The sequence below is a fragment of the Algoriphagus sp. genome (assembly GCF_039969895.1).
Lineage (GTDB): Bacteria > Bacteroidota > Bacteroidia > Cytophagales > Cyclobacteriaceae > Algoriphagus.
Genome location: NZ_JBDVMZ010000004.1, coordinates 284,113 through 308,422, shown reverse-complemented (window position 1 = coordinate 308,422; position 24,310 = coordinate 284,113). Strand labels below are relative to the sequence as shown.

Genomic DNA, 24,310 nt, shown 5'->3' with positions numbered 1-24,310 from the left:
GTTAGAATGCCTGTCCCGATACATCGGGAAGGTCTCAAGTTAGCATCCATCATTTCGATTGACATTGATGAAAAAGTTCATCAACTAGTGACAAATTAAACTATTGGAGTGGTAGTTCAGCTGGTTAGAATGCCTGCCTGTCACGCAGGAGGTCGCGGGTTCGAGTCCCGTCCATTCCGCTTAAAATTGATGAATATGTCGTCAATTGAAATTATTTCGAGTAAATACTGAAACCCATTGGAGTGGTAGTTCAGCTGGTTAGAATGCCTGCCTGTCACGCAGGAGGTCGCGGGTTCGAGTCCCGTCCATTCCGCATAAAGTCCCGAAGAAATTCGGGACTTTTTTGTTTTAGTACTCTTTCAACCCTGTTATATTTTTAAAAGCTCGCGGAATATTAAAAATTTTAATTCCCAAGGGTATATTCTTATCTTTGGCTTTTACAAAAATCTCCAGAATGGTATTAGAATTCGAAAAACCCATAGCTGATTTAGAGCAAAAACTTCAGGAAATGAAGGAGTTGGCCATCGGCAGAAATATCGATTTAAGTTCGGATATTACATCCCTTGAAGAAAAAATCCTCGCTTTGAAAAAAGAAACTTTTCAAAATCTGACCCGCTGGCAGCGAGTTCAGCTTTCCCGGCATGCAGATAGGCCCTATGCACTGGATTATATTTATGAGATGACCAATGACTTCATCGAACTCCATGGAGATAGAAATGTAGCTGACGATAAAGCAATGGTGGGTGGTTTAGGAGATCTTGACGGCAGATCCGTGATGTTCATCGGGCAGCAGAAAGGTAGAAATACTAAACAGCGGCAGCTCAGAAATTTCGGAATGGCGAATCCAGAGGGGTATAGAAAAGCATTACGCTTGATGAAAATGGCTGAGAAGTTCGGCAAGCCTATCGTTACGTTGATTGATACTCCGGGCGCATTTCCAGGGTTGGAAGCTGAGGAAAGAGGGCAGGGAGAAGCGATCGCCAGGAATATCCGAGATATGTTCATGCTGAAGGTTCCTGTGATTTGTATCATAATTGGTGAAGGTGCTTCAGGCGGTGCGCTGGGTATCGCGATCGGAGACCGAGTATTGATGCTGGAAAATTCATGGTATTCTGTTATTTCTCCAGAAAACTGCTCTACGATTCTGTGGAGAAGCTGGGATTACAAAGAGCAGGCTGCGGAGTCTCTCAAATTGACAGCTACTGATATGCAAGGCAATGGCCTAGTGGACGGGATCATACCTGAGCCGCTAGGGGGAGCTCATAGAGATATGAAGAAAATGGCGATTACTTTGAAGGAAGCTATTTTAGCAGCATTAAAGGAGTTAGATAAAATCAAGGCGGAAAAACGAATTGAACAGCGCATCGACAAATTCTGCTCGATGGGTGTAGTAGTTGAGTAAACTATTTAAAGCCCGGACTTCGATCAAAGTCCGGGATTTTTCTTTCATATTATGGAATTACGTGTAGTCAATACTGGTTTTTTTAAATTGGATGGAGGAGCCATGTTTGGCGTGGTACCCAAGACACTTTGGTCAAGAACAAATCAAGCCGACGAGAATAACCTTTGCACCTGGGCTATGAGATCTTTGCTCCTAGTGGATGGGGACCGAATTGTATTGATAGATAATGGAATCGGGGATAAGCAGGATGCCAAATTTTTCTCCAATTACTACCTTCATGGAGATGATTCTTTGGATAAAAGCCTCAAAAAGATTGGCGTAAGCCCACATCAAATTACCGATAATTTTCTTACTCACTTGCATTTTGACCACTGCGGAGGTGGAGTGAAGTACGGGTCTCATGGGCAATTCGAGATGACTTTTCCACGTGCTACTTACTGGTCCAACAAGGATCACTGGCAGTGGGCAACTGTTCCGAATCCTAGAGAGAAAGCATCCTTCTTAACAGACAATATTCTTCCGATGCAGGAACTTGGACAGTTGGAATTTTTGGATCTTGAGAAAAAGTCATTTTTGCATGGATTTGATTTCATTACTGTAGATGGACATACCGATAAGCAAATGCTTCCCAAGATTCAATATAAAGGAAGAACACTGGTTTTTGTGGCTGATTTACTTCCTTCTGTCGGTCATATTCCTTTACCTTATGTGATGGGATACGATACCCGCCCACTGCTAACGATGGATGAAAAATCCAGATTTTTAGAAGAAGCTGCGCGAGAAGAGTATATTTTATTTTTGGAGCACGATGCTGAGCACGAGTGCTGTACCGTAAAGATGACTGAGAAGGGAGTGCGTTTGGATCAAACTTTTCGATTGGATGAAATCTAATCTAAAGATAGGAATTGCTCTATCAGGCGGGGGTGTTCGTGGGATAGCCCATTTGGGGGTTTTGAAAGCTCTAAATGAAGCAGGCATCAAACCAACCAAAGTGTCTGGGACTTCTGCTGGAGCGATAGCTGGAGCTATGTATTGTCAAGGCTATCTGCCTGACGAAATTCTAAAAATCATCGTTGAAACCAATTATTTCAAGTTCATGCGTCCGGCTATTTCTCTGACTGGATTCCTGAAAATGGATTCTGTTGGGAGCCTTTTTAAGTTGTACCTAAAGCATGATGATTTTGCTCAACTGAAGATTCCGCTGTCGGTAGCTGCCACGGACATCAAAAAGGGTAAAGTTCGCTATTATTCTGAAGGAGAATTAATCCGTCCGATCATGGCTTCGTCTTGCATTCCGGGTATGTTTGACCCTATTGTAATCGGTGAGCGCTATCTGGTAGATGGCGGAGTGCTAAACAATCTACCTGTAGAACCACTCGAAGGAGTTTGCGACTATGTGATCGGAGTTAATTGCAATCAATTACCAGAAGAAAGCAATGTCAGCAACATGAAGAAATTGATAGAACGCTCTGTGATTATGGCCATGAATTACAATGTCTATAGCAGAGAATCCAAATGTGACTATTTTATTGAGCCTCCTGGACTCGGCAAATATGGTGTTTTTGACATTAAAAAAGCTGCAGAGCTCTTCGGAGTGGGATACGATTATACGGTGAGTTATATTGATTCTAATCCTACGATTTTGGATTTGGCAGTTGATACTAAAAAAGTTAATAAAGCATGATGAAGTTTTTGTCCAGATTGGTATTTTGGATTTCGGGTTGGTCACTGAATGACAATTGGCCTAAGGGGCTTAAGAAAGCGGTGCTCATCGCGATTCCTCACACCTCTAACTGGGATATCCTATACGCGAGATCCGCATTCTTTCTCATGGATATTCCTGTACGATTTACCATCAAAAAAGAAGTAATGGTTGGTCCATTGGGTTGGTTGCTCAAAGGATTGGGCGCGATAGCCATAGACAGAAAGCGTGTGCCAGGTGGTAGAAAACAAACTTACACCGAGTCCATGGTTTCCATGCTGAACGAACGAGATGAGCTTGTAATCATGGTAACTCCAGAAGGAACTCGGAGCCAAGTGAAGAAATGGAAATCAGGATTTTACCATATCGCCCTTGGAGCAAATGTTCCAGTGGTCATAGGATATCTAGACTATAAGAAAAAAGAAGCTGGGATTGGGCCGGTGATCTATCCTGACGGAAACATGGAGGAGCAGATCGAGGAGATGAAAGTTTTTGGAAGAACAGTTACGGGTAAACATCCCGAGAAAGGAATTCTCTGAAAGCTAAAGTCTGAAGTTTGAAAGTTAAAATCCACGAGTCTAATTCAACTTTTAACTTTTTCTAACATCCTACATTCCATGTATTTAGAGGTTGTCAATTATCTTTTGGAATAATTGATTTTTACTCGACTTCTAAAAATACACCCTATGAAACTATTAACTGGGATTTTACTTTTACTACTTGCAAGCTCTTGTTCTTCTACTGAAGAAAAAAAAGCAACAATTTCTGATCAGATCAAGGTATCACTAGATACGGTTATGATCGACCCAGGAAATGAATTTCTTTATTTGCAAGATGAGTTGTATTCTTCAAGTTTGTCAGATGACAAAAGCTATCTACTCAACTTCAATAGAAAGGATAATTCTGCGGAGAAAATTGATCTGAATCAGCTGGTTTTGGATAAAAAGATCCAATATGAAAAAGAAGGCCCGAATGGAATCGGCGATTACCCTCAACTTTCGATTCTGCCAAATCAGAATTTATTGGTATTGAATTACCGTTTTCATAAAATTTTTGATCAGAATGGTCAGCTCTTGAGAGATTTGGAACTAGGAGAGATAGCTAAAGAATACCTAGGAGGCACCGATTATTACCCACGAAGCCTCTACCAGGATGAGATCAACCCTGAACGATTCTTAGGTGTAATTACTCATTGGGAAAGTAACACCGATTTTATACTTGATTTTGATCTGAAGAATCGAACTTTTAAAAAGATCGAACTTCCTGATTGGGCTAAGAATTCTGAGCGGTATGTCAAGATTCTTTATGATGGAAATGATGCAGGAGGGTATGGATCAGGAGCTTATCCATTATTTGCCAACGGTGATTTATTGATCAGTTCCAACGCTTTCAATGAGGTTCAGGTATATGATTCGGAAGGTGATAGTGTTTACTTGAAAAAATGGGACACTCCCTTGTTAGGTTACAAGAAGGAGTACAATCCTCCCAAAACGGTAGAATATACCTCTGGAGGAATTAAAGATGTGGAGCGCAAAATCGGAGAGGAAATCTCTTATGGAAGCTTTTTCTGGGATGAGAAAAACCAACGCTATTTCAGGTTTTCAGATAAGAAACACTATAGCGATGAGCTAACGGAATATGATACCTATGTCAGCACTGGAGCAGAGGTTTATCTCAGCATCTTCGACAAAGAATTTAACTTGCTCGCCGAAGCTCAAATCCCGGAATTAACCAAATCTCCCAACGTTCATTTTGCCAAAGATGGTAACATCTGGATTTTTGAAAATATCGATGATGAACTGGCTTTCGTGATTGTTAAAATTGAGGATATTTAGGGGTTTGAAGAACTCTTTGCAGGTATGTGAAGAAAATGTCAGGTTTTAATTTCAAAGGCCTGAATCAATTTCAAATCAATTAATATTAAATCATCGGTAGCTTCTACCTAATCTGCCCAAAATGATCTCTTTATCCAAGGTGGCAATTTTTGAAACTCGGACTATAGAGTCTTTTTTCAGTCCATTCTCTGTCGTTGGATGAACTAGCAAATCAAATGGTGAGGATACTTTTATCTGAGTGGAAATAAAGGCGACGGTAACGTCAAATTCAGAAGCTAATAAAACTAAGGCTGGCCTATTTTTTAATCCTGATAAATCTGTAGCCGTGAAGGGGACGAGAATAATGTCTCCCTTTGTCCTTTGTATCGTACTTTAAGATCTTCTACTGTATAAATATTATCTTCTTTTTCTAAAAAGTTGTACGGTTTACCCTTTTGAACCAGATGATTGATTCCATCTTGGAGTGTTTTGTCTTCAAGCTTTTTCAAGATAAAATCAGCAAAATCATTTATCTCCTTAATCTTTTCCACTGGAAGCTAATCCAAAATAGTAACTGTTTTAGTTATGAGTTCTTGTTTGACATGATCATAAAGATTTGAGTCTCTAAAGTAATTATACCTGACGACTAGTTTCCTTTCTCAAAATCCAAGCTCACCGAATTGATGCAGTACCTGATTCCTCCCTTGTCTTTGGGACCATCGGGGAATCGGTGCCCGAGATGCGAGCCACAGTTGGCGCACAAAATCTCTTCTCGAATCATTCCGTGTGTATAATCCATGTGAACATCAATAGCATCTGGAGTGATGGGACTAGTGAAACTCGGCCATCCGCATCCGCTGTCATACTTCTTGGAAGAGTGAAAAATCTCATTCCCACAGGCTTTACAACCATAAATGCCTGTCTCCGAATTGAGGTAATATTGACCAGTAAAAGCCCTTTCTGTTCCTTTTTCTCGTAAAACTCGGAAAGAATCTGGATCTAGTTCTTTACGGTATTGGTCTTCTGATTTTTGAACGGGATAAGTTTTTTTTTCTTGGTTTTTCATGTGGGTATAACCCGGAGAGAGCTAAAGAAGTTTCTCTCCAGAAAAAAAGTGTCAGCTTTTATGAAGGAAATACCTTCTCAATTGACGCTAAAATTACTTCGCAAGCTTCATGAATTTGCTCTACCGAAATCGTCAGGGGAGGAGCTATTCGCATGGAATCATCACAAAATAAAAACCAATCAGTAATCACTCCCATCTCAATCGCTGTGTCGATAATCGGCTTTAGCACATCGAAAGATTCGAATTCCACAGCCATCAGCAAACCTTTATTTCTGATACTTTTGATTTTTGGGTGAACTAATAGCGCCTTGAATAATTCCGCCTTCGCTTCAACTTCTTCAATAAGGTTTTCTTCCAAAAGTATTTTTATCGTAGCCAAAGAAGCTGCAGAGCTTACCGGATGGCCGCCGAAGGTCGTGATATGACCTAAGATTGGATTGTTTTTGAATACACCCATCACTTCCTTATTTGCAATGAACGCACCGATTGGCATTCCTCCGCCCATTCCTTTGGCACAAACTAAGATATCAGGAATGATTCCATGGTGCTCGAATGCCCAGAATTTCCCAGTTCTTCCAAAGCCACATTGAACCTCATCCAAAATCAGCAAGGTTCCTGTATCGTCACATCGCTTCCGAAGGGCATGGAAATATTCTTTGGAAGCAACGCGGATTCCACCTTCACCTTGCACGGTTTCAATCAGGATTGCGGCTGTTTGCTTATCAATAATTTCCAGGTCTGAAATCTCACCATAGCGAATATGGCTCACACCGGGTAGCAGCGGCCTGTAGGCTTGCTTGAAAATCTCATTTCCTCCCACACTCAAAGAACCGTGAGAACTTCCGTGATAGGCGTCCACGCAGGAAATTAACTTAGGCCTTCCCGTATATCTTTTCGCTAGTTTCAAAGCGCCTTCTATCGCCTCGCTGCCGCTATTTACCAGATAGACGTTGTCTAAAATCTCGGGTAAGGTATCGGTGAGGGCTTTAGCCAACAAGGATTGTGGGCTTTGGACATACTCACCATACACCATGAGGTGAAGGTATTTGTCCAGCTGACGGTGGATTGCGTCGAGCACTTGTGGATGTCTGTGTCCTACATTGCTCACGCCGATTCCTGAGATCAGATCTATGTATTTCTCGCCATTTGCCCCATAAAGGTAGATTCCTTCTGCTTTTTCCACTTCTATCATCAAAGGGAAATCTGTGGTTTGGGCTAAATGCTGTAGGAAAAGCTGACGGTTATTCATTACTAGAGTTTAGATCAAAAGCTCGAGAACCTAAAGAAGATTCCCAGCGGAAGTTTTTTGTTCTGATTGTCCTGAAGGTAAAGTTCGCCATGCTCTGCGTTCTTCACATTTTTGAAGGTCGTGTTGATCAGATTAGCAGCGATGAGGGAGGAGAAGCTAAGCGAATACATATTGAGCAAAAGGAAGTGATCTTTTGGATCTAAAATCTCAGCGCAAACTTTCAGCATTTCATTGATTTGCTCCTCCAGCACCCATTTTTCTCCATCAGGCCCACGACCATAAGCTGGGGGATCTAGAATGATTCCGTTGTATTTATTGCCGCGGCGAGCTTCCCGCTTGATGAATTTCATCGCGTCATCCACCATCCAACGGATATCAGTTTGACCGGATGATTCCATGTTATGTCTAGACCAAGTCACGACTTGCTTCACCGAATCTAAGTGCGTGACATCAGCGCCAGCAGCTTTGGCAGCTACACTTGCAGCTCCGGTGTAAGCAAAAAGGTTGAGGACTTTCGGTTTTTCTACTGGAGAACGCTTGATCGTTTTGTATAGGTAATCCCAGTTGACTGCTTGCTCTGGAAATAGCCCGATATGCTTGAAGGAAGTTTGAGCCAAATTTAACTTTAAGTTCAATCCTTCAGGATTAGCATATTTGATAGCCCAGTTATGAGGCATTTTTTTCAATTGTTCCCAGTTTCCTTTTTCAGGATTACTTTTCTCTTTTGCAAAATGCGCGTGGGCTCGATTTCTCCATTCACTTTCTGGAAGAGTTTTGTCCCAAATAGCCTGAGGCTCTGGTCTGCTCAGGATAAATTCTCCGAATCGTTCTAATTTTTCAAATCCTCCTGTGTCAATGAGTTCATAATCTTTCCATGGGCCAGGACAAAGTGATAGGATGGATTCGTTCATAAGCTGTCTATTTTTCAGGAAGCAAAAATAGGGAATTAATTGGAGGCATGCAGGAAGGTGCCTGGCGATTCGAGTTTTGGATGGCTTCTTGCGTAAGTTTGGAGTAGTTTATCTAAAGACACTTCATACTACTTCAACTAAGATTTAGGCTGTTTAGGGTTTTTGCCTTAGAGAAATTAACTGAATTGGTTTTCAGGGAAGTACTAGCTCTTGCTCTTTGAATCGTACAGCTAAATCTGTTTTATTGTACTTTTAGCCTTACTTTAAAGCAGCAATAGAACTATTTCGCCTTTTGCTTAAAGACCCGCCTGCCAATTTACCTAAGTGATGTCTAAGAAATTCATCGATATCGAGAAACTTATTGCCTCTAAAAACCCTGCACTTTTGAAGTGGATGCCTGGGTTTGTGCTGAACTATATCAAGAGAGTGACACATGAAGAATGGATGAATCAGATACTTGATCGAGTGGATCATCTGCATGGGATTGATTTTGCAAAAGGCATAATCAGTGAACTCAATATAGAAGTGGAGCTGGTGGGTGCGGAGAATATTCCAAAAACAGGAGGAATTATTCTCGCGGCTAATCATCCACTGGGCGGTATTGATGGCATAGCTTTGATGCAGGCGATTAGCCAGGTAAGGACAGATATGAGATTTCTCGTCAATGATATCTTGATGGCGTTGAAAAATTTTGATCCCTTGTTTGTCCCCATCAATAAACATGGCAAAAATTCGATAGATACACTGACTGCTATCGAATCAGCTTATTCAGAATCGTATGCCGTTATAGTTTTTCCGGCAGGATTGGTGTCACGTAAAGATGAGATTGGGATAAAAGATTTGGAGTGGAAAAAGAGCTTTATTTCCAAAGCGAAGAAATATAAAAAAGATATCCTACCTTGTTTTATAGGGGGTAAAAATTCCAATTTTTTTTACAATTTGGCATATTGGAGAAAGAAAATTGGGATAAAAGCCAATATTGAGATGTTCTATTTAGCTGATGAACTATATAAGCAGCAAGGAAAAAAGGTAGTGATCACGGTAGGTGAACAGATTTCCTATCAGAGCCTGAATTCTTCCAAAACGGATAGTCAATGGGCTGAGGAGGTGAAGGAAGTTGTTTACAAACTTGGTAAAAAAGGATGAATAGAGAACAAGCGATAATTCCGGCAATTGATAAGGAGCTACTGAAAGCTGAGCTAGTGCCGGAGAGGTTTTTACGATACACTAATAATGGAGACAACTTGGTTTACCTGGTTAATTTCCATAACTCCCCAAATGTCGTCCGAGAAATCGGAAGGTTACGGGAATTGACCTTTAGAGCTGCTGGAGGCGGAACAGGCCTTGAGTTGGATCTGGATGAAAATGACACTTGCCAAAATTGCTACGAACAGTTAATCACCTGGAATCCTGAAGATGAGGAGATTGTGGCTGGCTACAGATTAATCAAATGCAGTAATTCTATCAACGGAGACGGAAGTTTGAATCTTTCTACCACGCATTTATTCGATTTTACTGAGCGATTTATAAAAGATTTTATACCCTCTACTATAGAGCTAGGCCGCTCTTTTGTGCAGCCTAAGTACCAGCCTGCATTAGATAACAGAAAGGGGATTTTTAGTTTGGATAACCTTTGGGATGGGTTAGGAGCAGTGGTGTTGATGAATCCAGACGTCAAATACCTATTTGGTAAAGTGACGATGTACCCTCATTTCAACCGCGAAGCCAGGGACTTGTTACTCATGTTTATGAACTACTATTTTCCCGATAAAGACAAACTGGTGACCCCAAAAGATGAATTGAAGCTGGGTTATGAAACCGATCTTCCAAAGTCTGGAAATCCTTTTGAGGGCTTGGAATACAAAGAAGGGTACAAATTGCTGAATGGTAGGATTCGAACCTATGGGGAGAATATTCCGCCTTTGATCAATACCTACATGAACCTTTCTCCAACGATGATGACGTTCGGCACTGCCCTGAATGACGAGTTCGGGGAGGTAGAAGAGACTGGAATTTTAATCACTCTTGCGGATATCTATGAGACCAAAAAGCACAGGCACATGGATACCTTCGAGCGTGACAAAACCTTTGGAAGTAGAGGAGATGTCTGATAAAATTACTTTGATCGTCGGGGCCACTACCAACCCATCACGCTACGCTTACTTTGCAGCTAATCGATTGTCTAAAGCAGGAATTCCCTTCGTACCAATTGGAATTAAATCGGGGGTTGTTTTTGGTGAAGATATCTTGGATCTAAGGTCTAAGCCTAAGTTGGAGAAAATACACACCATCACGATGTATGTGGGTACTGCCAATCAGGAAGAATGGATCGATTATTTGATCAGTTTAAAACCTGAGCGGATTATTTTTAACCCAGGAACAGAGAATCCTATATTTTATAGAAAAGCAAAAGCCGAAGGTATTGCTGTATTAGAAGCCTGTACTTTGGTGATGTTAAGCTCAAATCAGTATTAATAGCCTTGTAAATCAGCTTGTTGATGGGCTTATATTTTCAAGGTTTTTCCGATAATGTAGAATGGGGAAAAGCTGTGTTTAGTCACATTTTTTACCTATCTTGCGACATCCAAAAAAGAACTTAAAATCACCTTTTTAGCCCCAATTTGAGGGTTTTCTCCAAAACATATGAGTGAAGAAAAAGCTAAGAATCCAGCCGAATACGGTGCCGGTAATATTCAGGTATTAGAAGGTCTTGAGGCGGTTCGTAAGAGACCTGCCATGTATATCGGTGATATCGGCGTCAAAGGACTCCATCACCTGATCTGGGAAGTTGTAGATAACTCAATAGATGAAGCACTCGCGGGCCATTGCGATACGATCAAAGTCACAGTAAATGAAGATAATTCTGTCACAGTAGAGGATAACGGCCGCGGTATTCCTACAGATATGCACGCCAAAGAGAAAAAATCTGCTTTGGAAGTTGTATTGACTGTGCTTCATGCCGGTGGTAAATTCGATAAGGACACTTACAAGGTTTCTGGCGGTTTGCACGGCGTGGGTGTATCCTGTGTGAATGCTCTTTCGGAGGATCTGAAAGCAACCGTTTATAGAAATGGCGTGATCACTGAGCAGGAATTTAAAATCGGTGTTCCGCAATATCCAGCCAGACAAGTAGGAGAAACGGATCGAAGAGGAACTACAATTCACTTCAAACCTGACTCCAGTATTTTTGCAATTACAGAATACAAGTACGAAACTATCGCCAACAGGCTGCGGGAAATGGCATTTTTGAATGCTGGAATCCGGATTTACCTAACTGACCTTAGAGAGAAAGAAGACGATGGAACCTTCAAATCTGATGAGTTTTACTCTGAAGGAGGGTTGGTTGAATTCGTCGAATACCTAGACGTAAGTCGTGAAAAAATCATTGATGCCCCGATTTACATCGAATCAGAGCAGAATGGAGTGCCAGTGCAAGTGGCAATGAGCTACAATAGCTCCTATACTGAAAATGTAGTATCCTATGTAAATACTATTAATACCTACGAAGGGGGGACCCACGTCACAGGATTCAGAAGAGCGCTGACTAGAACATTGAAATCCTATGCCGATAAATCTGGCATGTTGGACAAGCTCAAAATGGAGGTTTCTGGTGATGATTTCCGTGAAGGGCTCACAGCTGTGATTTCTGTGAAAGTGGCAGAGCCACAGTTTGAGGGACAGACCAAGACCAAGTTGGGTAATTCTGATGTAGTAGGTGCTGTGGATTCGGCTGTTTCTGAGACACTTCAATCGTGGCTTGAGGAACACCCGAAGGAATCCAAGATTATCGTAGGGAAGGTGATTTTGGCAGCTCAAGCTAGACATGCTGCTAGAAAAGCGCGCGAGATGGTTCAGCGTAAAAATGTGCTGGGCGGCGGTGGTCTGCCTGGTAAGTTGGCGGACTGCGCGAATTCTGATCCAACCGTTTGTGAACTTTACCTAGTCGAAGGGGACTCTGCAGGTGGATCTGCCAAGCAGGGAAGAGATAGGGATTTTCAGGCTATTTTGCCTTTGAAAGGTAAAATCCTCAATGTGGAGAAAGCACATGAACACAAGATTTATGACAACGAAGAAATAAAAAACATTCTTACGGCACTGGGTGTTAAAATCGGTACTGTGAATGACGATAAGGAATTAGACCTTTCGAATCTTCGCTATCACAAAATCATCATCATGACGGATGCTGATATTGACGGATCACACATTAGAACCTTGATTCTCACTTTGTTCTTTAGATATATGAGAACATTGATCGAGAATGGCTATGTATATATTGCTTTGCCTCCTTTGTATTTATTGAAAAGAGGAAAAGACGAGAGATATTGCTGGACAGAGGAGGAACGTAAAATCCTCACGGCCGAAATGGCAAAGGATGGGCGAGAAGACAGTGTAGGTATTCAGCGATACAAAGGTCTAGGAGAAATGAATCCTGAGCAGCTTTGGACTACTACCATGGATCCCAATGTGAGAACCATCAAACAGGTGAATATTGAATCTGCCGCAGAAGCTGACCATCTATTTAGCGTGCTGATGGGTGATGAGGTCGCTCCGAGGAGGGAGTTTATCGAGAAGAATGCGAAATACGCCAAAATCGATACATAATCATTCTTAAGGGGCTTTTTAGCCCCTTTTTTATTAAATATTTTAAGGATAAACCCAAAATAAAAAAGCAAAACTTAACTTGCTTTCACATTATTAACTTTGAATTCAATGAAATTAGCGGAGGTTCAAAAATACGATTCGATTATACAGCAGAGTGATCTGGTGAGTAGGGATTTAAGCTGGTTGAAATTTAATGAGCGTGTCTTGGATCAGTCCAAGAAAATGCATCGTAGCGTTTTTGAGAAACTTAAATTTCTGGCAATTACCGCATCCAATCTGGATGAGTTTTTTATGATTCGTGTAGGATCACTATACAACTACTTGGACTATGACAAGGAGCGAGTTGATTACTCGGGCCTAAGAGAGGAGCCATTTAAGGCTAAATTGATGAATGAAAGTCAGGCTTTCCACACAGCTCAGCATGATCACTTCACTCAAGTGATGATGCCGGAGTTAATCGAACAAGGTGTTATTCTCTGCAATACGTCTAAGCTCACCGACAAGGAACAAGAGAAGGTACACGATTACTTTGTCAAAGCCATCTACCCCATGCTCACTCCGATGGTATATGATGGATACCGTACTTTTCCGATTTTGATGAATAAGCTCTTGGTATTTGGTGTGGTGACTACTAGCCCAGGAGATAGGCAGGATATGCGCAAGATGAGTTTCGTGCAGATTCCTGCGAATATTCCACGCTTTTTCGAGATCGAGCGGGAGGATTCTCTATTGCTGATACCTATCGAAGAAGTGATACGTGAAAATATTGTCTCTCTTTTCCGCAATGTCGAAATTGAAGGAATCAGTCTATTCAGAATTACCAGAAATGGTGATTTCACTTTGGAAGAAAGTGAAGATATGGATGCCAACTTTCTAGAAGAAGTGAAGCGAAAGCTAATGGAACGGAAAAGTGGGAGAGTGGTCAAAATAGAGATAGAAGAAGGCTATAGTAAGTGGATGATGAACTCCCTGTTGGAAAGATGGAATCTGAAAATGGATTCAGTTTTTCTGGTGAAAAGAAATAGCTTATTAGATTTCACAGGATTATGGCAGATCGTCGGCAATAAGAAATTCCGGGAACGCCTACCTCAAATACCCGATCCGGTGAAGCCACTTTCCTACCAGGATGAGGGGGCTGCCGATATTTTTGACGTGTTGAAAGAAAAAGATATTCTTCTTCATCATCCTTATAATAACATTGACCCGATTCTGGACCTGATAGAAAAAGCTGCAGAAGACCCTGATGTGATGGCTATTAAAATGACTATCTACCGACTAGCGAAGGATAGCAGAATCACCAAGGCACTTTTGAAAGCCGCAGAAAACGGAAAGCACGTATCTGTCCTATTCGAAGTGAAAGCTAGATTTGATGAGGAAAATAATATTAGGGAAGCGAAAAAGCTCCAAAAAGCAGGCTGCTTTGTGATCTACGGAATATCCCATCTGAAGACACACACCAAGCTTCTTCTCATCGTCAAGCGAGACGGCGGCGAGATCACTCGCTATGTGCATCTGGGATCTGGGAATTACAATGAAGATACAGCTAGGCTTTACACGGATATTGGATTGATGACTACCAATGAGGTCTTGGCCAATGATGTATCGGAGTTTTTCAATGTAATCACTGGCCACTCCATGCCTTCTCAATACCGAAATCTAATCACTGCTCCACGTGATATGAGAAATCAGTTGATTGAATACATTGAAAATGAAGCGGAAAATGCCAAGAATGGACTTCCAAGTGGGATTTTTATCAAAGTCAATTCCCTAGAAGACTCCGAGATTATCTATGCTCTTTATCGTGCCTCCCAATCCGGGGTTACTATCAAATTGATCGTCAGGGGTATTTGCTGCATCAGACCGGGGAGGGTTGGATTGAGTGATAATATCGAAGTGTTATCTATCGTCGGCGATTTCTTGGAGCACTCTAGAATTTATCATTTCCATAACAACGGGGAGACGAGAACCTACGCAGGAAGTGCGGATATGATGGTGAGAAGCTTTGACAAGCGATTGGAAGCACTATTCAAAGTGGAATCTCCACTGCTGGAAAAGCAATTGATGAATATTTTGGCGTATAATCTAAAAGATAACGTCAATGCTTATGTAATGCAGGAGGATGGAACATACATTGCGAAAAGGCCAGCAGGTGATGTCCCAGAATTTAATGTTCACCGAGAATTCTTTAAGCTGGATGCTGATAGTATCATGCAAGTTGAACTGGTAAAATAGAACCTAATGAACTCATATTTCTAAAAAACATGATTACCTGTAAGGATTCCAGTCACCTTAAATTCTTTACCGATCACGTAGAAAGAAGGTGATCGAAGCAGCCTCAATTCTTAAGTCAACTCAATTCCATAAGGCTTGAGGCACTTGATCGGTAACAATGCGGATACACCTACTTAAAAAATCAGATAGCATCGGGATTCACCTCGGTGCTATTTTTTTAGAATGGGAAAAAATAGGGGATAAATATAGTAGCTACTATCCACAGCAGTAGATTCAAAGGAGTACCGACTTTTATATAGTCACTAAATCTATAATTTCCAGGAGTATAAATCATGGTATTTGTCTGATAGCCCATAGGAGTCATGAAGCTAAGACTAGCAGCGAATGTTACCGCCATAAGCATAGGTCGAGAATCTACTTCTAGTGCTGCGGCGATACTTATAGCAATAGGTGCAAGAAGTGCGGCAGTAGCGTTGTTAGACATCACATTGGTAAGGATGAATGTAAGCGCAAAAAGCGCGCTCATGACGGCTCTTGGGCCGTATTGACCAACTTCCTCTACGATAGAAGCACCAATCAATTGAGACCCGCCGGTTTTCTCCAGCGCCATCCCCATAGATAGGACTCCAGCTAGCATAAGGATTACTTTCCAATCTATGGCTTTATAGGCTTGTTCGGCACTCAGCGATCTCAACATGATCAATGCAATAGCTCCCGCTACCGCAGTGACCACAATCGGGAATACTTCAAATGAAGCTAGACCAATAATTAAACCCAGCACAATTAAGGTCAATATGCTTTTAGTTTTATTTAGGCTTTTATTTTTGGTTTCAGAAAGTAAAAGTAAGTCGTCGCTACCTTCTATACTTTGGATGGAATCTTCAGTTGCCCTAAGTAGTAGCACATCACCTGCACGCAAGGCTGTCTTAGAGAGGAGGGATTCTAGCATATCGGATCTATGCCTTATTCCGATGACTAAAACTTGGTTGTATAATTTTTTGAAATTCAGACCTTTGATGCTCTTGTTTATTAAAAAAGAATTGGGTGTGACCATTGCTTCATAGAGTCTTTCCTCATCATCCGTGATGTTTTCAGCATGCCATTTCAGATCCGCCTTCAGTTCTATTCCTTTAGTGGTTTTTACTTTTTCTAAATTTCCTTTGTCGCTAGTGATTCGGATAATATCACCTTCTTGTATGGCTGTGTTAGGATAGACGTGTACTTTTCTGCCATCGGATCGGATGATCTGAAGTGGTTTGATTGGTAGCTTTTCGAAAAGCGTTTGCTTATATAACGGTTCGTTTAACTGTTCGAAATCACTTTGTATAATAAGTTCTGAAAGGTAATTTCCCAGCTGAATACTGTCCCCCAATTCTGATTTAGTTTTTCTGGAAGGAGTGAGCCACCTACCAATCGTAAGCATGTAGATTAATCCTGTTGCGAAGAACACTAAGCCCATTAAACTCATCTCGAACACTCCAAAAGAGGGAAGGCCGGCTTTTTCGGCTATCCCACTTACTAGGATGTTAGTGCTGGTGCCTAGGAGCGTACAGATTCCACCCATCAAAGCACCAAAAGAAAGTGGCATCAGAAGCTTAGAGGCAGGGATATTATCGGTTGTATTCAATCGGATCACGGCTGGCATGAGCAATGCGACCACTGCTGTATCACTTATAAAGGCTGATAGAAAACCTGCTGATCCCATTAGTGTGAATAGCAGATGTGTTTGCCCCTTGCTAGCTTGAGAGCTTAGTTTGTGTGTGAAACTATCCAAAAGCCCGGTATTAAAAATTGCAGCCGAAACCACAAACATGGCGGCAACAGTAACGGTAGCTGGATTGGAAAAACCGGACAATCCCTCCTCAATATCTAATATCCCTGTAAGTAGAAAAGTCACCATCACTCCAATAGAAACAGTGTCTATGGTGAATTTCTCTGTAAAAAATAAAATGACAGCGAGAATAATGATTGAAAAAACAAGACCGATTTCGAAAGTCATTAATTACATCTTTAGATAATTTCCTTTTCTAAGTTTATTTCGGATGCGTAAATAGTTTACGATACCAACAATTAAAAAAATCAAACTCAATCCGAATGCCAAGTAGCCAAGCTCTCTTACATGGTCTAATTCCTTTACCTCAAATAGGGCAGTGCCCGACACTAGAAAGTAGAGAGATGTGCGAATAAATGACAATAAAGTTCTGCTATTTGAAAGAGTTGTTCGCTGTCTAGCCAAATAATCACGAATTATTAATTCTCTTTCCAAGTCATTTTCCATATTTGTGTTTAGTTAAGTTGAATTAATATAACATCTATTTATTATGAAAAGAATTCTTACATTTTTCCTTTCAGTTTTGCTCTTTGGGCAAGTGCTTGCCCAAAGTGATTCTACCTTATCCTCCCAAGATACTAGCTACTGGCTAAAAGAAATTCAGGGAGGTCTCAACCTCAATCAGGCTTCATTTAGTGGCAACTGGCAAGGTGGCGGTGTGAATTCTATTGCGGTAGGTGTCTATCTGAATGGTAGAGCAAATTATGCAAAAGACAAATGGTCATGGGACAATACCATGGATTTTATCTACGGTGTGGTGAAAAATAAAGATGAAGAAGGTCGCAAATCTAATGACCGGATTTTTCTCGATTCAAAAGTCGGATATAAACTCAACGACAAGTGGAATTATTTCTTTGCAGCTAATTTCTTATCGCAGTTTGCACCTGGATATGAATTCCCTGAAGATGCTGATCGAATCCTGATTTCTAAGTTTGCCAATCCAGCTTACATTACCACTTCTTTGGGTATTGAATATAAGCCCAATGATGAATTTAGCCTTAGAATATCGCCATTCTCTCCTAGATGGACATTTGTAACGGACAAAGACTTGTACTTGAATGTGCCTAAAAATTATGGGGTAGAGATAGGCGAAACGGTAAGAACTGAATGGCTAGCGTTCAGCCTGATGGCTGATTACAATAAGAAGCTTTCAGAAAACCTCTCGCTTATGCTTAGGTATCAAATGTTTGCTAACTATGAAACTTTGGCTTTCGATGCGATCGATCATCGGTTGGACTTCGGCTTGACAGCCAAAGTTTCCAATTTGGTCAATGTTAGTTTGACTAGTTTAATGATCTATGATTTGGATCAGGATAGTAAAATCCAATTTTCTCAAGGCTTAGCATTAGGAATTGCATTTAAACGAGGTAACTTCCCTGAGAAGAAATAATCTTTAACAAATTTTTATTTGGAATTTTGATTCTATCATAAATGTATTATTTTTGAATTCATTGTGGTAGTTAAATAATAGTTGGTTTAGTTTTCAAATAAAGGGCAGGAGATCTTCTCCTGCTTTTTTATTGCCCCTTTCAGAATTCAGCTTGATACCTCTTGGAATAATTCAATTTTTTCTGTTTAAAAAATCAACCTGCAGCATCATAAGCCTTCTCAATCCAACGGATTACTTCTGTAGTGACACCTGCTTCGTTTGAAAGCTGAATTTTGTGACTACACATTCCATTAGTTTTGCTGTCTGCTTCCAAAATACCCTCAGCAGGCAGGCCTTTCAGGTTAAGACCAATTTCAAATCTTGTTTTGGTAGCTGGGATAAGCATCGCAAACTGCTTTTTCCTCTTGACACTCACGTACGCATTCTTAGGTGCAAACTCTACATCATTCCCTAAAGCAGTAAGCTCTGCATGTAGTCTTTCATAAATTGGCAAAAAATGCTCTTTGCCCTTGTATTGCTTGATTATTAAGTCACCAGTTTCTGATGCAGAACCGGCGTCTGATTTCAGGGCTTTATGTGCGACAAGATTTGCAAAACCATGCGTGAACCCATGTTCGCTTTTTAAAAATTTAAGAATCTCGCCATGCTTTTCAAAGCCTTCCTTCTGAACTATCCTAATCCATTCCTTTAGACTTTTGCCTGTGTTTTTCTCTAAATTATCAATCATTGTTTGCGCAGCCTGATCCATAGTGTTTATTGTTTTGAAATATCTATTTCGCAGAGAACGGGGAAATGGTCTGAGGCCTTTTTCAGCGATTCACTGATTGCCTGTATAGCAGGGTTACTTTTTTCCTGTAGAGGATTCCAAACCAAACCTTGCGAGAAATTAATCCCTTGACTTGCCAAGATGTGATCTATCAGCACATTCAGCTGATCTCCCGTGATTCGGTCTTTGTATTTGCTGGAAAAAGGCGTGTAGCCATAGCTAGTTAGTTTTGGTTTTGGAAGAACTGGCTTAAGCACAAATTCTGGTTTCCACAGGTCTCCAAGAAGAATTTCGACCGCACTTTTAGAGAATTTGTTTTCGTAGAAATCCAATTCAAATCCGTCATTTATATCGCCCATGACAATGACTTCTTGGCCTTTTTCTAAATATTCATCGCATCTCTCCCGGATGGACATGCACTCTGCAAATAACTTCAGTCGATCTCGAGCAGAAATCTGCTCAAACCTAGCGTAATCCACCATGTCAAAAATCCCTTTCGACTTAGTATGAGCTATGATCACTCGAGTGATTAAAGCATTATCCATACCCAACAGACTCAGTTCTAGTGGCGGGCGATAGTGTCGGTACTGCTCCTTGATCAGTCGATTGGTCGTGTCTTGCAGAAACGGTTCGTCAAATCGACTTCCTTCCTTGGTCACGGGCGTGAAAAGAACCTTCAGTTTATCCGGTTTGTAAATCGCACAAAGTTCCTGCTGACCTGCTGATGGGAATCCGTGAATTCCCTTGTAATTAGATCCAGGGATATACGTCTGAGTCCAGATTTCCAATTGTGCGGATGCTGTTTTTGAGCCATCTACTAAGGTGTTTGGACCCTCGACTATTCCCAGAAAATCAGCATCCATCGCTTGGATCACTTCCGCTAGCTGTTGACTTCGGGCATGTTCTTTTCCTGTAGTTTTGGGATTGCCTTCGGCATCAAAAAGATCGCGCATCCATTCTACATTGTAAACTCCGATTTTTAGTTTCATAAAAATGTAGGTTAAAGTAAAAGTTGCTATGAAGTTACATTTTTTTTGCTTAAATGACTGAATAGCAAATTATTGACTTTATACCTTGATGTAGATTTTTTTCCTGTCCATCCAAAATCCAATCAACCAAATCATAAGCATATAGCTAAATGCAAAGAGGAAGGAGGCCGTTTTTGGAGCGAGCCAACTAGTAAAGAAATTTTGATAGATGATGCCTTTCAGCGTAGTTCCTCCTACTGGTACTAAAGAAAGCACAGTGACCAATAAACCGGCTAGCACGTATAGAATGAGTGGATTTCTTCCAAAAACCTCAAAGAAATATGTCCAACCTTTCCAGTTCTTGATTTCAATTATTCCCACCAGAGCAGCGAGCAGGATCAGGTCAATTCCTGTAGTTAAAAGTACATAGGAGCTCGTCCATATTTTTTTGTTGATAGGGAAAAAAATATCCCATAGATAAGCTGCTATTACTAGCCCAAGACCTATCATCATGAGGTTCTTAAGCGTTTTCATTGTGTTGCCTAGGTTCTGGATCATTTTACCCGCCAAATAGCCAGCGATCACATTGACGATAGCGGGTAGGGTGCTGAGTATTCCCTCTGGGTCAAAAGGAATTCCTTCTCCTCCATACATCCTCTCTGGACCTATGAGCGCTAGATCCAGTTTTAGGGCGGCGTTGCCAGTCAAGCTATAGGGGTCACCAGCATCCCCAAAAAAATACATAATCCCCCAATAGCCCAAAAGAGCGAACCCGCTGAACGTCCAAGCTCCTTTAATGCCTCCATAATACAGCACCATAGCGGCAAAGAAATAACATAGGGCAATGCGCTGTAAAACTCCGAAAAGGCGCACTTCCAAAATCGAGGTTACATCATAAAAAGGAAAAGCACTCATCAGCCAACCGATCATAAAAATGAGAATGGTTCTTTTTCCTACTTTCTTGAAAAAAGCTCCTGAATTCATCTCTTGAAGTTTTTTCATCGAGAAGCTCATTGCATTTCCTACCACAAACAAAAAGGTAGGAAAGACTAGATCAGTGGGAGTGAAGCCATGCCAGCTAGCGTGTGCCAGGGGCGCAAATAAATTGCTCCAATCGCCAGCGGTATTCACTACGATCATGAAAGCTACTGTCATTCCTCGTAGTACATCGAGAGCCAGATATCGATTGGTCAAGCCTGGCAAAATAGAAGTTGGGGTCATTTTAACAGTGAGGGAATTAAGGATAAAAGGTTAAGGGTTTCTGTTGGGTTAAGATAAAATATTATCTTGTTCTATACTTGGAAACAGAATTTTTATAGGCACAAAATCAGAAACCGCATGAAAAAAATAGCTATTGACGACTTCAAAGTGACTGAACCTATCTCACTAAAAGACATTCCTACTTCCATTGACCTAGAGGCATCGGAAAAGAAAAAAGACAAGGAACTGAACAAATTGAGAGAGAAGCTCAGTGATCATCAGGACACCATGTACGCTCATAATAAGTATTCCGTTTTGATTTGCCTACAGGGAATGGACACTGCGGGGAAGGATAGTTTGATTCGGGAAGTTTTCAAAGAGTTTAATCCCAGAGGTGTGGTGGTGCATAGTTTTAAGACTCCTTCAAAGCTCGAGCTTCAGCATGATTTTCTTTGGAGACATACTGTTTGCCTTCCTCAGCGCGGCAAATATGGTGTTTTCAACCGAACGCACTATGAGAATGTGTTAGTCACTCGAGTTCACCCTACGTATATTTTGGGGGAAAATATTCCAGGTATCAATTCATTGGATGATATCACAGAGGAATTTTGGGAAAGTCGTTTTGACCAAATCAACAATTTTGAAAAACAAATCAGCGAGAATGGCACCGTGATTTTGAAGTTTTTCTTACATCTAGGCAAGGAGGAGCAGAGACAGCGGCTCTTGCGAAGACTAAATAAGGAAAAGCATAATTGGAAGTTTTCGCCTGGTGATTTAAAAGAGCGCGAACGATGGGATGACTATCAAAAGTACTATGAAGAAGCAATCAACAAGACCTCCAAACCTCACGCTCCTTGGTTCGTGATTCCATCGGATAATAAGGAAACTGCCCGGGTACTAGTAGCTAAAGCAATTTTGGAACAAATGCATAAGCTTAAAGACATAGATGAGCCAGAACTTGACGAAGATGTGAAGAAGAATATCGCATTTTACAAGGAAATATTGAGCAAGCCTGAAACGAATTCCTAGTGGCAAGTAAGCTTCTTACTCATTGAATATCATCTCATCTACAAATACCCAACCCTTACTTCCTGCGTTTGGATGCCAATTTGGTAGCTTTGGAAGCGGAGTAAGGGTGATTTTTAACTTCTCGTAGTTGGTGCTCGCCAGCTCAAAGTTCAACAGCTCAGACCTGGCCGACAAAGCACTAGTAGAGGCAGAAGGAATTGTACTTGCTAGCTGTTGCCATTTTCCATTCACTAAGCCATCGATCGTGATTTTGGAGGGTGGGAAAATATGAGCACCCTCATTATATAATAGGCTTATGGAGAGCTCTTTCGGTTGATTGGCTTTGTGGTCAAATTCAACTTCTACGATCATTGGGTCATCCTGATAACCCAGCCATTTTTGTCCGTGATTGGGAGCTTCTGCCTTCACGAGATCAAAAAGTGTAGCGGCCCCTGAAGCCTTGTATTTTGAATTTGGCTCATTGATTAGCTTAAAATCAATTGGTGCAATACCGGATCGCATAAATATCGCCTCGGACGACCCCGAACCTTTCCATTCTGCTGCGTATGCTTTTGCAAGCAGTTTTCCTGTGCTGCTGACGAAAATAGGTTGGGTATAAATTGCACTCGAAATACTATCTGGCTCCGTGCCATCCAGTGTATAGCGAATTTGCGCTGTTTTTATAGGATGTGAGATGCTCAGCTCTAAACTATCCTGATAAATCATTTTTTCTTGGGAAATAATAGGGTTATTCAGTTTGTAAAGAATCCCTTTTCCATCAAATCCAAAATCTATTTCAGTTTCAGGAAGCGCCGTCTGAATACTTTTTTGCTGGTCAAGGCTCAACCCAGTTTGCCACAAATACAGCTTCTTTAGATTGGACATCTTGGAGATATGCTGAAGGGAAGCTGCTTCAATTGTATTTCCAGAAAGAGCTAAAATTTCAAGGGTTTTTAGTTCAGAAATTTCTTTTAATTGCTCAGCATCCAGGTCAGTGAAGTTTACATGAAGCTCCTCCAAATGCTCGAAATCTTTTAAAAACTTGAGGTCCACTCCTGCTAGCGGCATTTTATTCAAGCTGAATCGTACCACCTGATCTTTTACACTTTTTAAATCTGAAAGAGACTTTGGTGGAAAAGTAGAAATGCCGAAATAAGAAACGTCTAATGCAGGCGACTCAGGGAAAAGCGGTTGAACAGAGCGGAAAGAGGTGTTTAGCGCTTCGATGTCTTCTGCATCTGCGGCATCGAAGGAGTAGATTTTCTTCCCTTCAAATTTCACCGAAGCCAGTTGATATAATTCACTTTTAGCTGGAAGTGTGACCAATTTCTGCTCAAAACTCGCTCCTGAAGTTACCCATTCACTCAAAATCAATAGCTCCTCGTCAGTTAATTGAGCTTTGTTTTTCGGAGGCATGTGTTTTTTGTCATCCTCAGGAAGATTGATTCGCTGGATGAGGAGTGATTTTTCGAAATCCCCAGCCAGGACAAAAGGCCCAGATTTTCCGCCCTTTTGCAAACCTTCGATATGATCCATTCTCAGCTCGCCTTTGATTTTTCCTTCCTTGTGGCAGCTGACACATTTTGCTTGCAAAATCGGCTGAACTACATCAGCGAAGATTTCCGCTTCTGCTAGCGGAATTAATTCAACCTCGTCTGATTTCATAGGTGCCAAAAGAAAGTCTTCTCCATGCGTCAAGCCAGCTCCCCAGTGTCCCGTGGCGATGATCCCACCAGCCAAAAGCAGACTCGATATCCGCATAGCTTTGGCTTGAATCGAACGATAAAAATATAGCAGAACACAGCCAGAAAAGACGATCACTCCAGCCCATTTGTGCCAGTTGAGTAGCTCGCCAGTATATTCTTCTTGTGCCAAAATAAGTCCCGCGATCACCGTGATTCCCGCAAAATTACAGCCGGCTAAAAAACTGATTTCCCCAATCTCCCTTACTTCAGGCTTGCTATCAATGCCAGGAATCCAGAAGAAAAGCAGTCCCATCAAGAGTAGCACGATAGGAAAGTGCAATAAAATAGGGTGGCTTCGCCCAAAGACTTGAAGCCAATCGGGCAAAATCAACGAATTTCCAGCAAGCGTGAAGATAATAGTGAGACCTATCCAGACAAAAAGAGTGCTTTCTAGAATAGATCTAATCGAAGAAATTTTGAGCAT

General features: G+C 41.2%; 22 protein-coding genes and 2 tRNA genes. 14 read left to right on the top strand and 10 right to left on the bottom strand.

Annotation, left to right across the window (positions count from 1 at the left end):
• Positions 1-105: 105 nt before the first annotated feature.
• The 7 genes from ABJH64_RS02350 (at position 106) to ABJH64_RS02320 (ending at position 4,939) form a co-directional block, all read left to right on the top strand.
• Positions 106-179 (top strand) — tRNA-Asp (locus ABJH64_RS02350).
• 60 nt (positions 180-239) lie between these two features.
• Positions 240-313: transfer RNA gene (locus tag ABJH64_RS02345), tRNA-Asp, on the top strand.
• A 141-nt stretch (positions 314-454) separates the two neighbouring features.
• A complete protein-coding gene (locus ABJH64_RS02340; protein ID WP_348276079.1) occupies positions 455-1,402 on the top strand; it encodes an acetyl-CoA carboxylase carboxyltransferase subunit alpha in 948 nt (315 codons plus the stop codon).
• Between the two features lie 51 nt (positions 1,403-1,453).
• Positions 1,454-2,293: an MBL fold metallo-hydrolase gene (locus ABJH64_RS02335; RefSeq protein ID WP_348276080.1), complete on the top strand. Its 840-nt coding sequence runs from the start codon at positions 1,454-1,456 to the stop codon at positions 2,291-2,293.
• Complete coding sequence (locus ABJH64_RS02330; RefSeq protein ID WP_348276081.1) at positions 2,283-3,086, top strand: patatin-like phospholipase family protein; 804 nt, start codon at positions 2,283-2,285, stop codon at positions 3,084-3,086. The genes ABJH64_RS02335 and ABJH64_RS02330 overlap by 11 nt, the downstream gene beginning before the upstream one ends.
• Positions 3,083-3,643, top strand: coding sequence for a 1-acyl-sn-glycerol-3-phosphate acyltransferase (locus tag ABJH64_RS02325; protein WP_348276082.1), 561 nt, complete (start codon positions 3,083-3,085; stop codon positions 3,641-3,643). Before ABJH64_RS02330 ends, ABJH64_RS02325 begins: the two co-directional genes overlap by 4 nt.
• Positions 3,644-3,790: 147 nt before the next feature.
• Positions 3,791-4,939 carry a DUF4221 family protein gene (locus ABJH64_RS02320; RefSeq protein WP_348276083.1) on the top strand — a complete coding sequence of 383 codons (1,149 nt, stop codon included), beginning with the start codon at positions 3,791-3,793 and terminating at the stop codon, positions 4,937-4,939.
• Positions 4,940-5,029: 90 nt separating this feature from the next.
• Here ABJH64_RS02320 and ABJH64_RS02315 read toward each other — a convergent pair whose 3' ends face one another.
• The 4 genes from ABJH64_RS02315 to ABJH64_RS02300 all read right to left on the bottom strand — a co-directional run bounded on the left by ABJH64_RS02315 (position 5,030) and on the right by ABJH64_RS02300 (position 8,144).
• Positions 5,030-5,281: a type II toxin-antitoxin system PemK/MazF family toxin gene (locus ABJH64_RS02315; RefSeq protein ID WP_348334389.1), complete on the bottom strand. Its 252-nt coding sequence runs from the start codon at positions 5,279-5,281 to the stop codon at positions 5,030-5,032.
• 283 nt (positions 5,282-5,564) lie between these two features.
• A complete protein-coding gene (msrB, locus tag ABJH64_RS02310; protein WP_348276085.1) occupies positions 5,565-5,984 on the bottom strand; it encodes a peptide-methionine (R)-S-oxide reductase MsrB in 420 nt (139 codons plus the stop codon).
• Between the two features lie 58 nt (positions 5,985-6,042).
• Complete coding sequence (locus ABJH64_RS02305) at positions 6,043-7,233, bottom strand: aspartate aminotransferase family protein (protein WP_348276086.1); 1,191 nt, start codon at positions 7,231-7,233, stop codon at positions 6,043-6,045.
• A gap of 14 nt (positions 7,234-7,247) precedes the next feature.
• On the bottom strand, positions 7,248-8,144 hold the full coding sequence (locus tag ABJH64_RS02300; RefSeq protein ID WP_348299410.1) for a class I SAM-dependent methyltransferase: 897 nt from the start codon (positions 8,142-8,144) through the stop codon (positions 7,248-7,250).
• A 327-nt stretch (positions 8,145-8,471) separates the two neighbouring features.
• Here ABJH64_RS02300 and ABJH64_RS02295 point away from each other — a divergent pair, with 327 nt between their 5' ends.
• The 5 genes from ABJH64_RS02295 to ppk1 all read left to right on the top strand — a co-directional run bounded on the left by ABJH64_RS02295 (position 8,472) and on the right by ppk1 (position 14,978).
• The gene (locus tag ABJH64_RS02295; RefSeq protein WP_348299411.1) at positions 8,472-9,290 is read left to right on the top strand and encodes a 1-acyl-sn-glycerol-3-phosphate acyltransferase; all 819 of its coding nucleotides are present in this window, start codon (positions 8,472-8,474) and stop codon (positions 9,288-9,290) included.
• Entirely contained in the window at positions 9,287-10,255 is a 969-nt protein-coding gene (locus ABJH64_RS02290; protein WP_348275076.1) for a GNAT family N-acetyltransferase, read from the top strand. Before ABJH64_RS02295 ends, ABJH64_RS02290 begins: the two co-directional genes overlap by 4 nt.
• Complete coding sequence (locus tag ABJH64_RS02285) at positions 10,221-10,619, top strand: CoA-binding protein (protein WP_348299413.1); 399 nt, start codon at positions 10,221-10,223, stop codon at positions 10,617-10,619. Before ABJH64_RS02290 ends, ABJH64_RS02285 begins: the two co-directional genes overlap by 35 nt.
• Before the next feature lie 168 nt (positions 10,620-10,787).
• A complete protein-coding gene (gene gyrB / locus ABJH64_RS02280) occupies positions 10,788-12,746 on the top strand; it encodes a DNA topoisomerase (ATP-hydrolyzing) subunit B (RefSeq protein WP_348275078.1) in 1,959 nt (652 codons plus the stop codon).
• Positions 12,747-12,854: 108 nt separating this feature from the next.
• Positions 12,855-14,978: a polyphosphate kinase 1 gene (ppk1, locus tag ABJH64_RS02275; protein WP_348275079.1), complete on the top strand. Its 2,124-nt coding sequence runs from the start codon at positions 12,855-12,857 to the stop codon at positions 14,976-14,978.
• A gap of 217 nt (positions 14,979-15,195) precedes the next feature.
• Here the strand turns inward: ppk1 and ABJH64_RS02270 are convergent, their stop codons facing one another.
• On the bottom strand, positions 15,196-16,977 hold the full coding sequence (locus ABJH64_RS02270; protein WP_348275080.1) for an SLC13 family permease: 1,782 nt from the start codon (positions 16,975-16,977) through the stop codon (positions 15,196-15,198).
• Positions 16,978-16,980: 3 nt separating this feature from the next.
• On the bottom strand, positions 16,981-17,256 hold the full coding sequence (locus tag ABJH64_RS02265) for a DUF202 domain-containing protein (protein WP_348275081.1): 276 nt from the start codon (positions 17,254-17,256) through the stop codon (positions 16,981-16,983).
• Positions 17,257-17,299: 43 nt separating this feature from the next.
• Between ABJH64_RS02265 and ABJH64_RS02260 the strand changes: the two genes are divergently transcribed.
• Positions 17,300-18,199 carry a DUF3078 domain-containing protein gene (locus tag ABJH64_RS02260; protein WP_348275082.1) on the top strand — a complete coding sequence of 300 codons (900 nt, stop codon included), beginning with the start codon at positions 17,300-17,302 and terminating at the stop codon, positions 18,197-18,199.
• Between the two features lie 193 nt (positions 18,200-18,392).
• On the opposite strand, the gene ABJH64_RS02255 is transcribed toward ABJH64_RS02260, so the two are convergent.
• The 3 genes from ABJH64_RS02255 to ABJH64_RS02245 all read right to left on the bottom strand — a co-directional run bounded on the left by ABJH64_RS02255 (position 18,393) and on the right by ABJH64_RS02245 (position 21,154).
• Positions 18,393-18,926, bottom strand: a complete 534-nt coding sequence (locus ABJH64_RS02255; RefSeq protein WP_348275083.1) for a DUF4287 domain-containing protein — start codon at positions 18,924-18,926, stop codon at positions 18,393-18,395.
• A gap of 26 nt (positions 18,927-18,952) precedes the next feature.
• Positions 18,953-19,954, bottom strand: coding sequence for a hypothetical protein (locus tag ABJH64_RS02250; protein ID WP_348275084.1), 1,002 nt, complete (start codon positions 19,952-19,954; stop codon positions 18,953-18,955).
• A gap of 78 nt (positions 19,955-20,032) precedes the next feature.
• On the bottom strand, positions 20,033-21,154 hold the full coding sequence (locus tag ABJH64_RS02245) for a DUF5009 domain-containing protein (RefSeq protein WP_348275085.1): 1,122 nt from the start codon (positions 21,152-21,154) through the stop codon (positions 20,033-20,035).
• A gap of 117 nt (positions 21,155-21,271) precedes the next feature.
• Here ABJH64_RS02245 and ABJH64_RS02240 point away from each other — a divergent pair, with 117 nt between their 5' ends.
• Entirely contained in the window at positions 21,272-22,162 is an 891-nt protein-coding gene (locus ABJH64_RS02240; protein ID WP_348275086.1) for a PPK2 family polyphosphate kinase, read from the top strand.
• 15 nt (positions 22,163-22,177) lie between these two features.
• Here the strand turns inward: ABJH64_RS02240 and ABJH64_RS02235 are convergent, their stop codons facing one another.
• Entirely contained in the window at positions 22,178-24,310 is a 2,133-nt protein-coding gene (locus ABJH64_RS02235) for a c-type cytochrome domain-containing protein (protein ID WP_348275087.1), read from the bottom strand.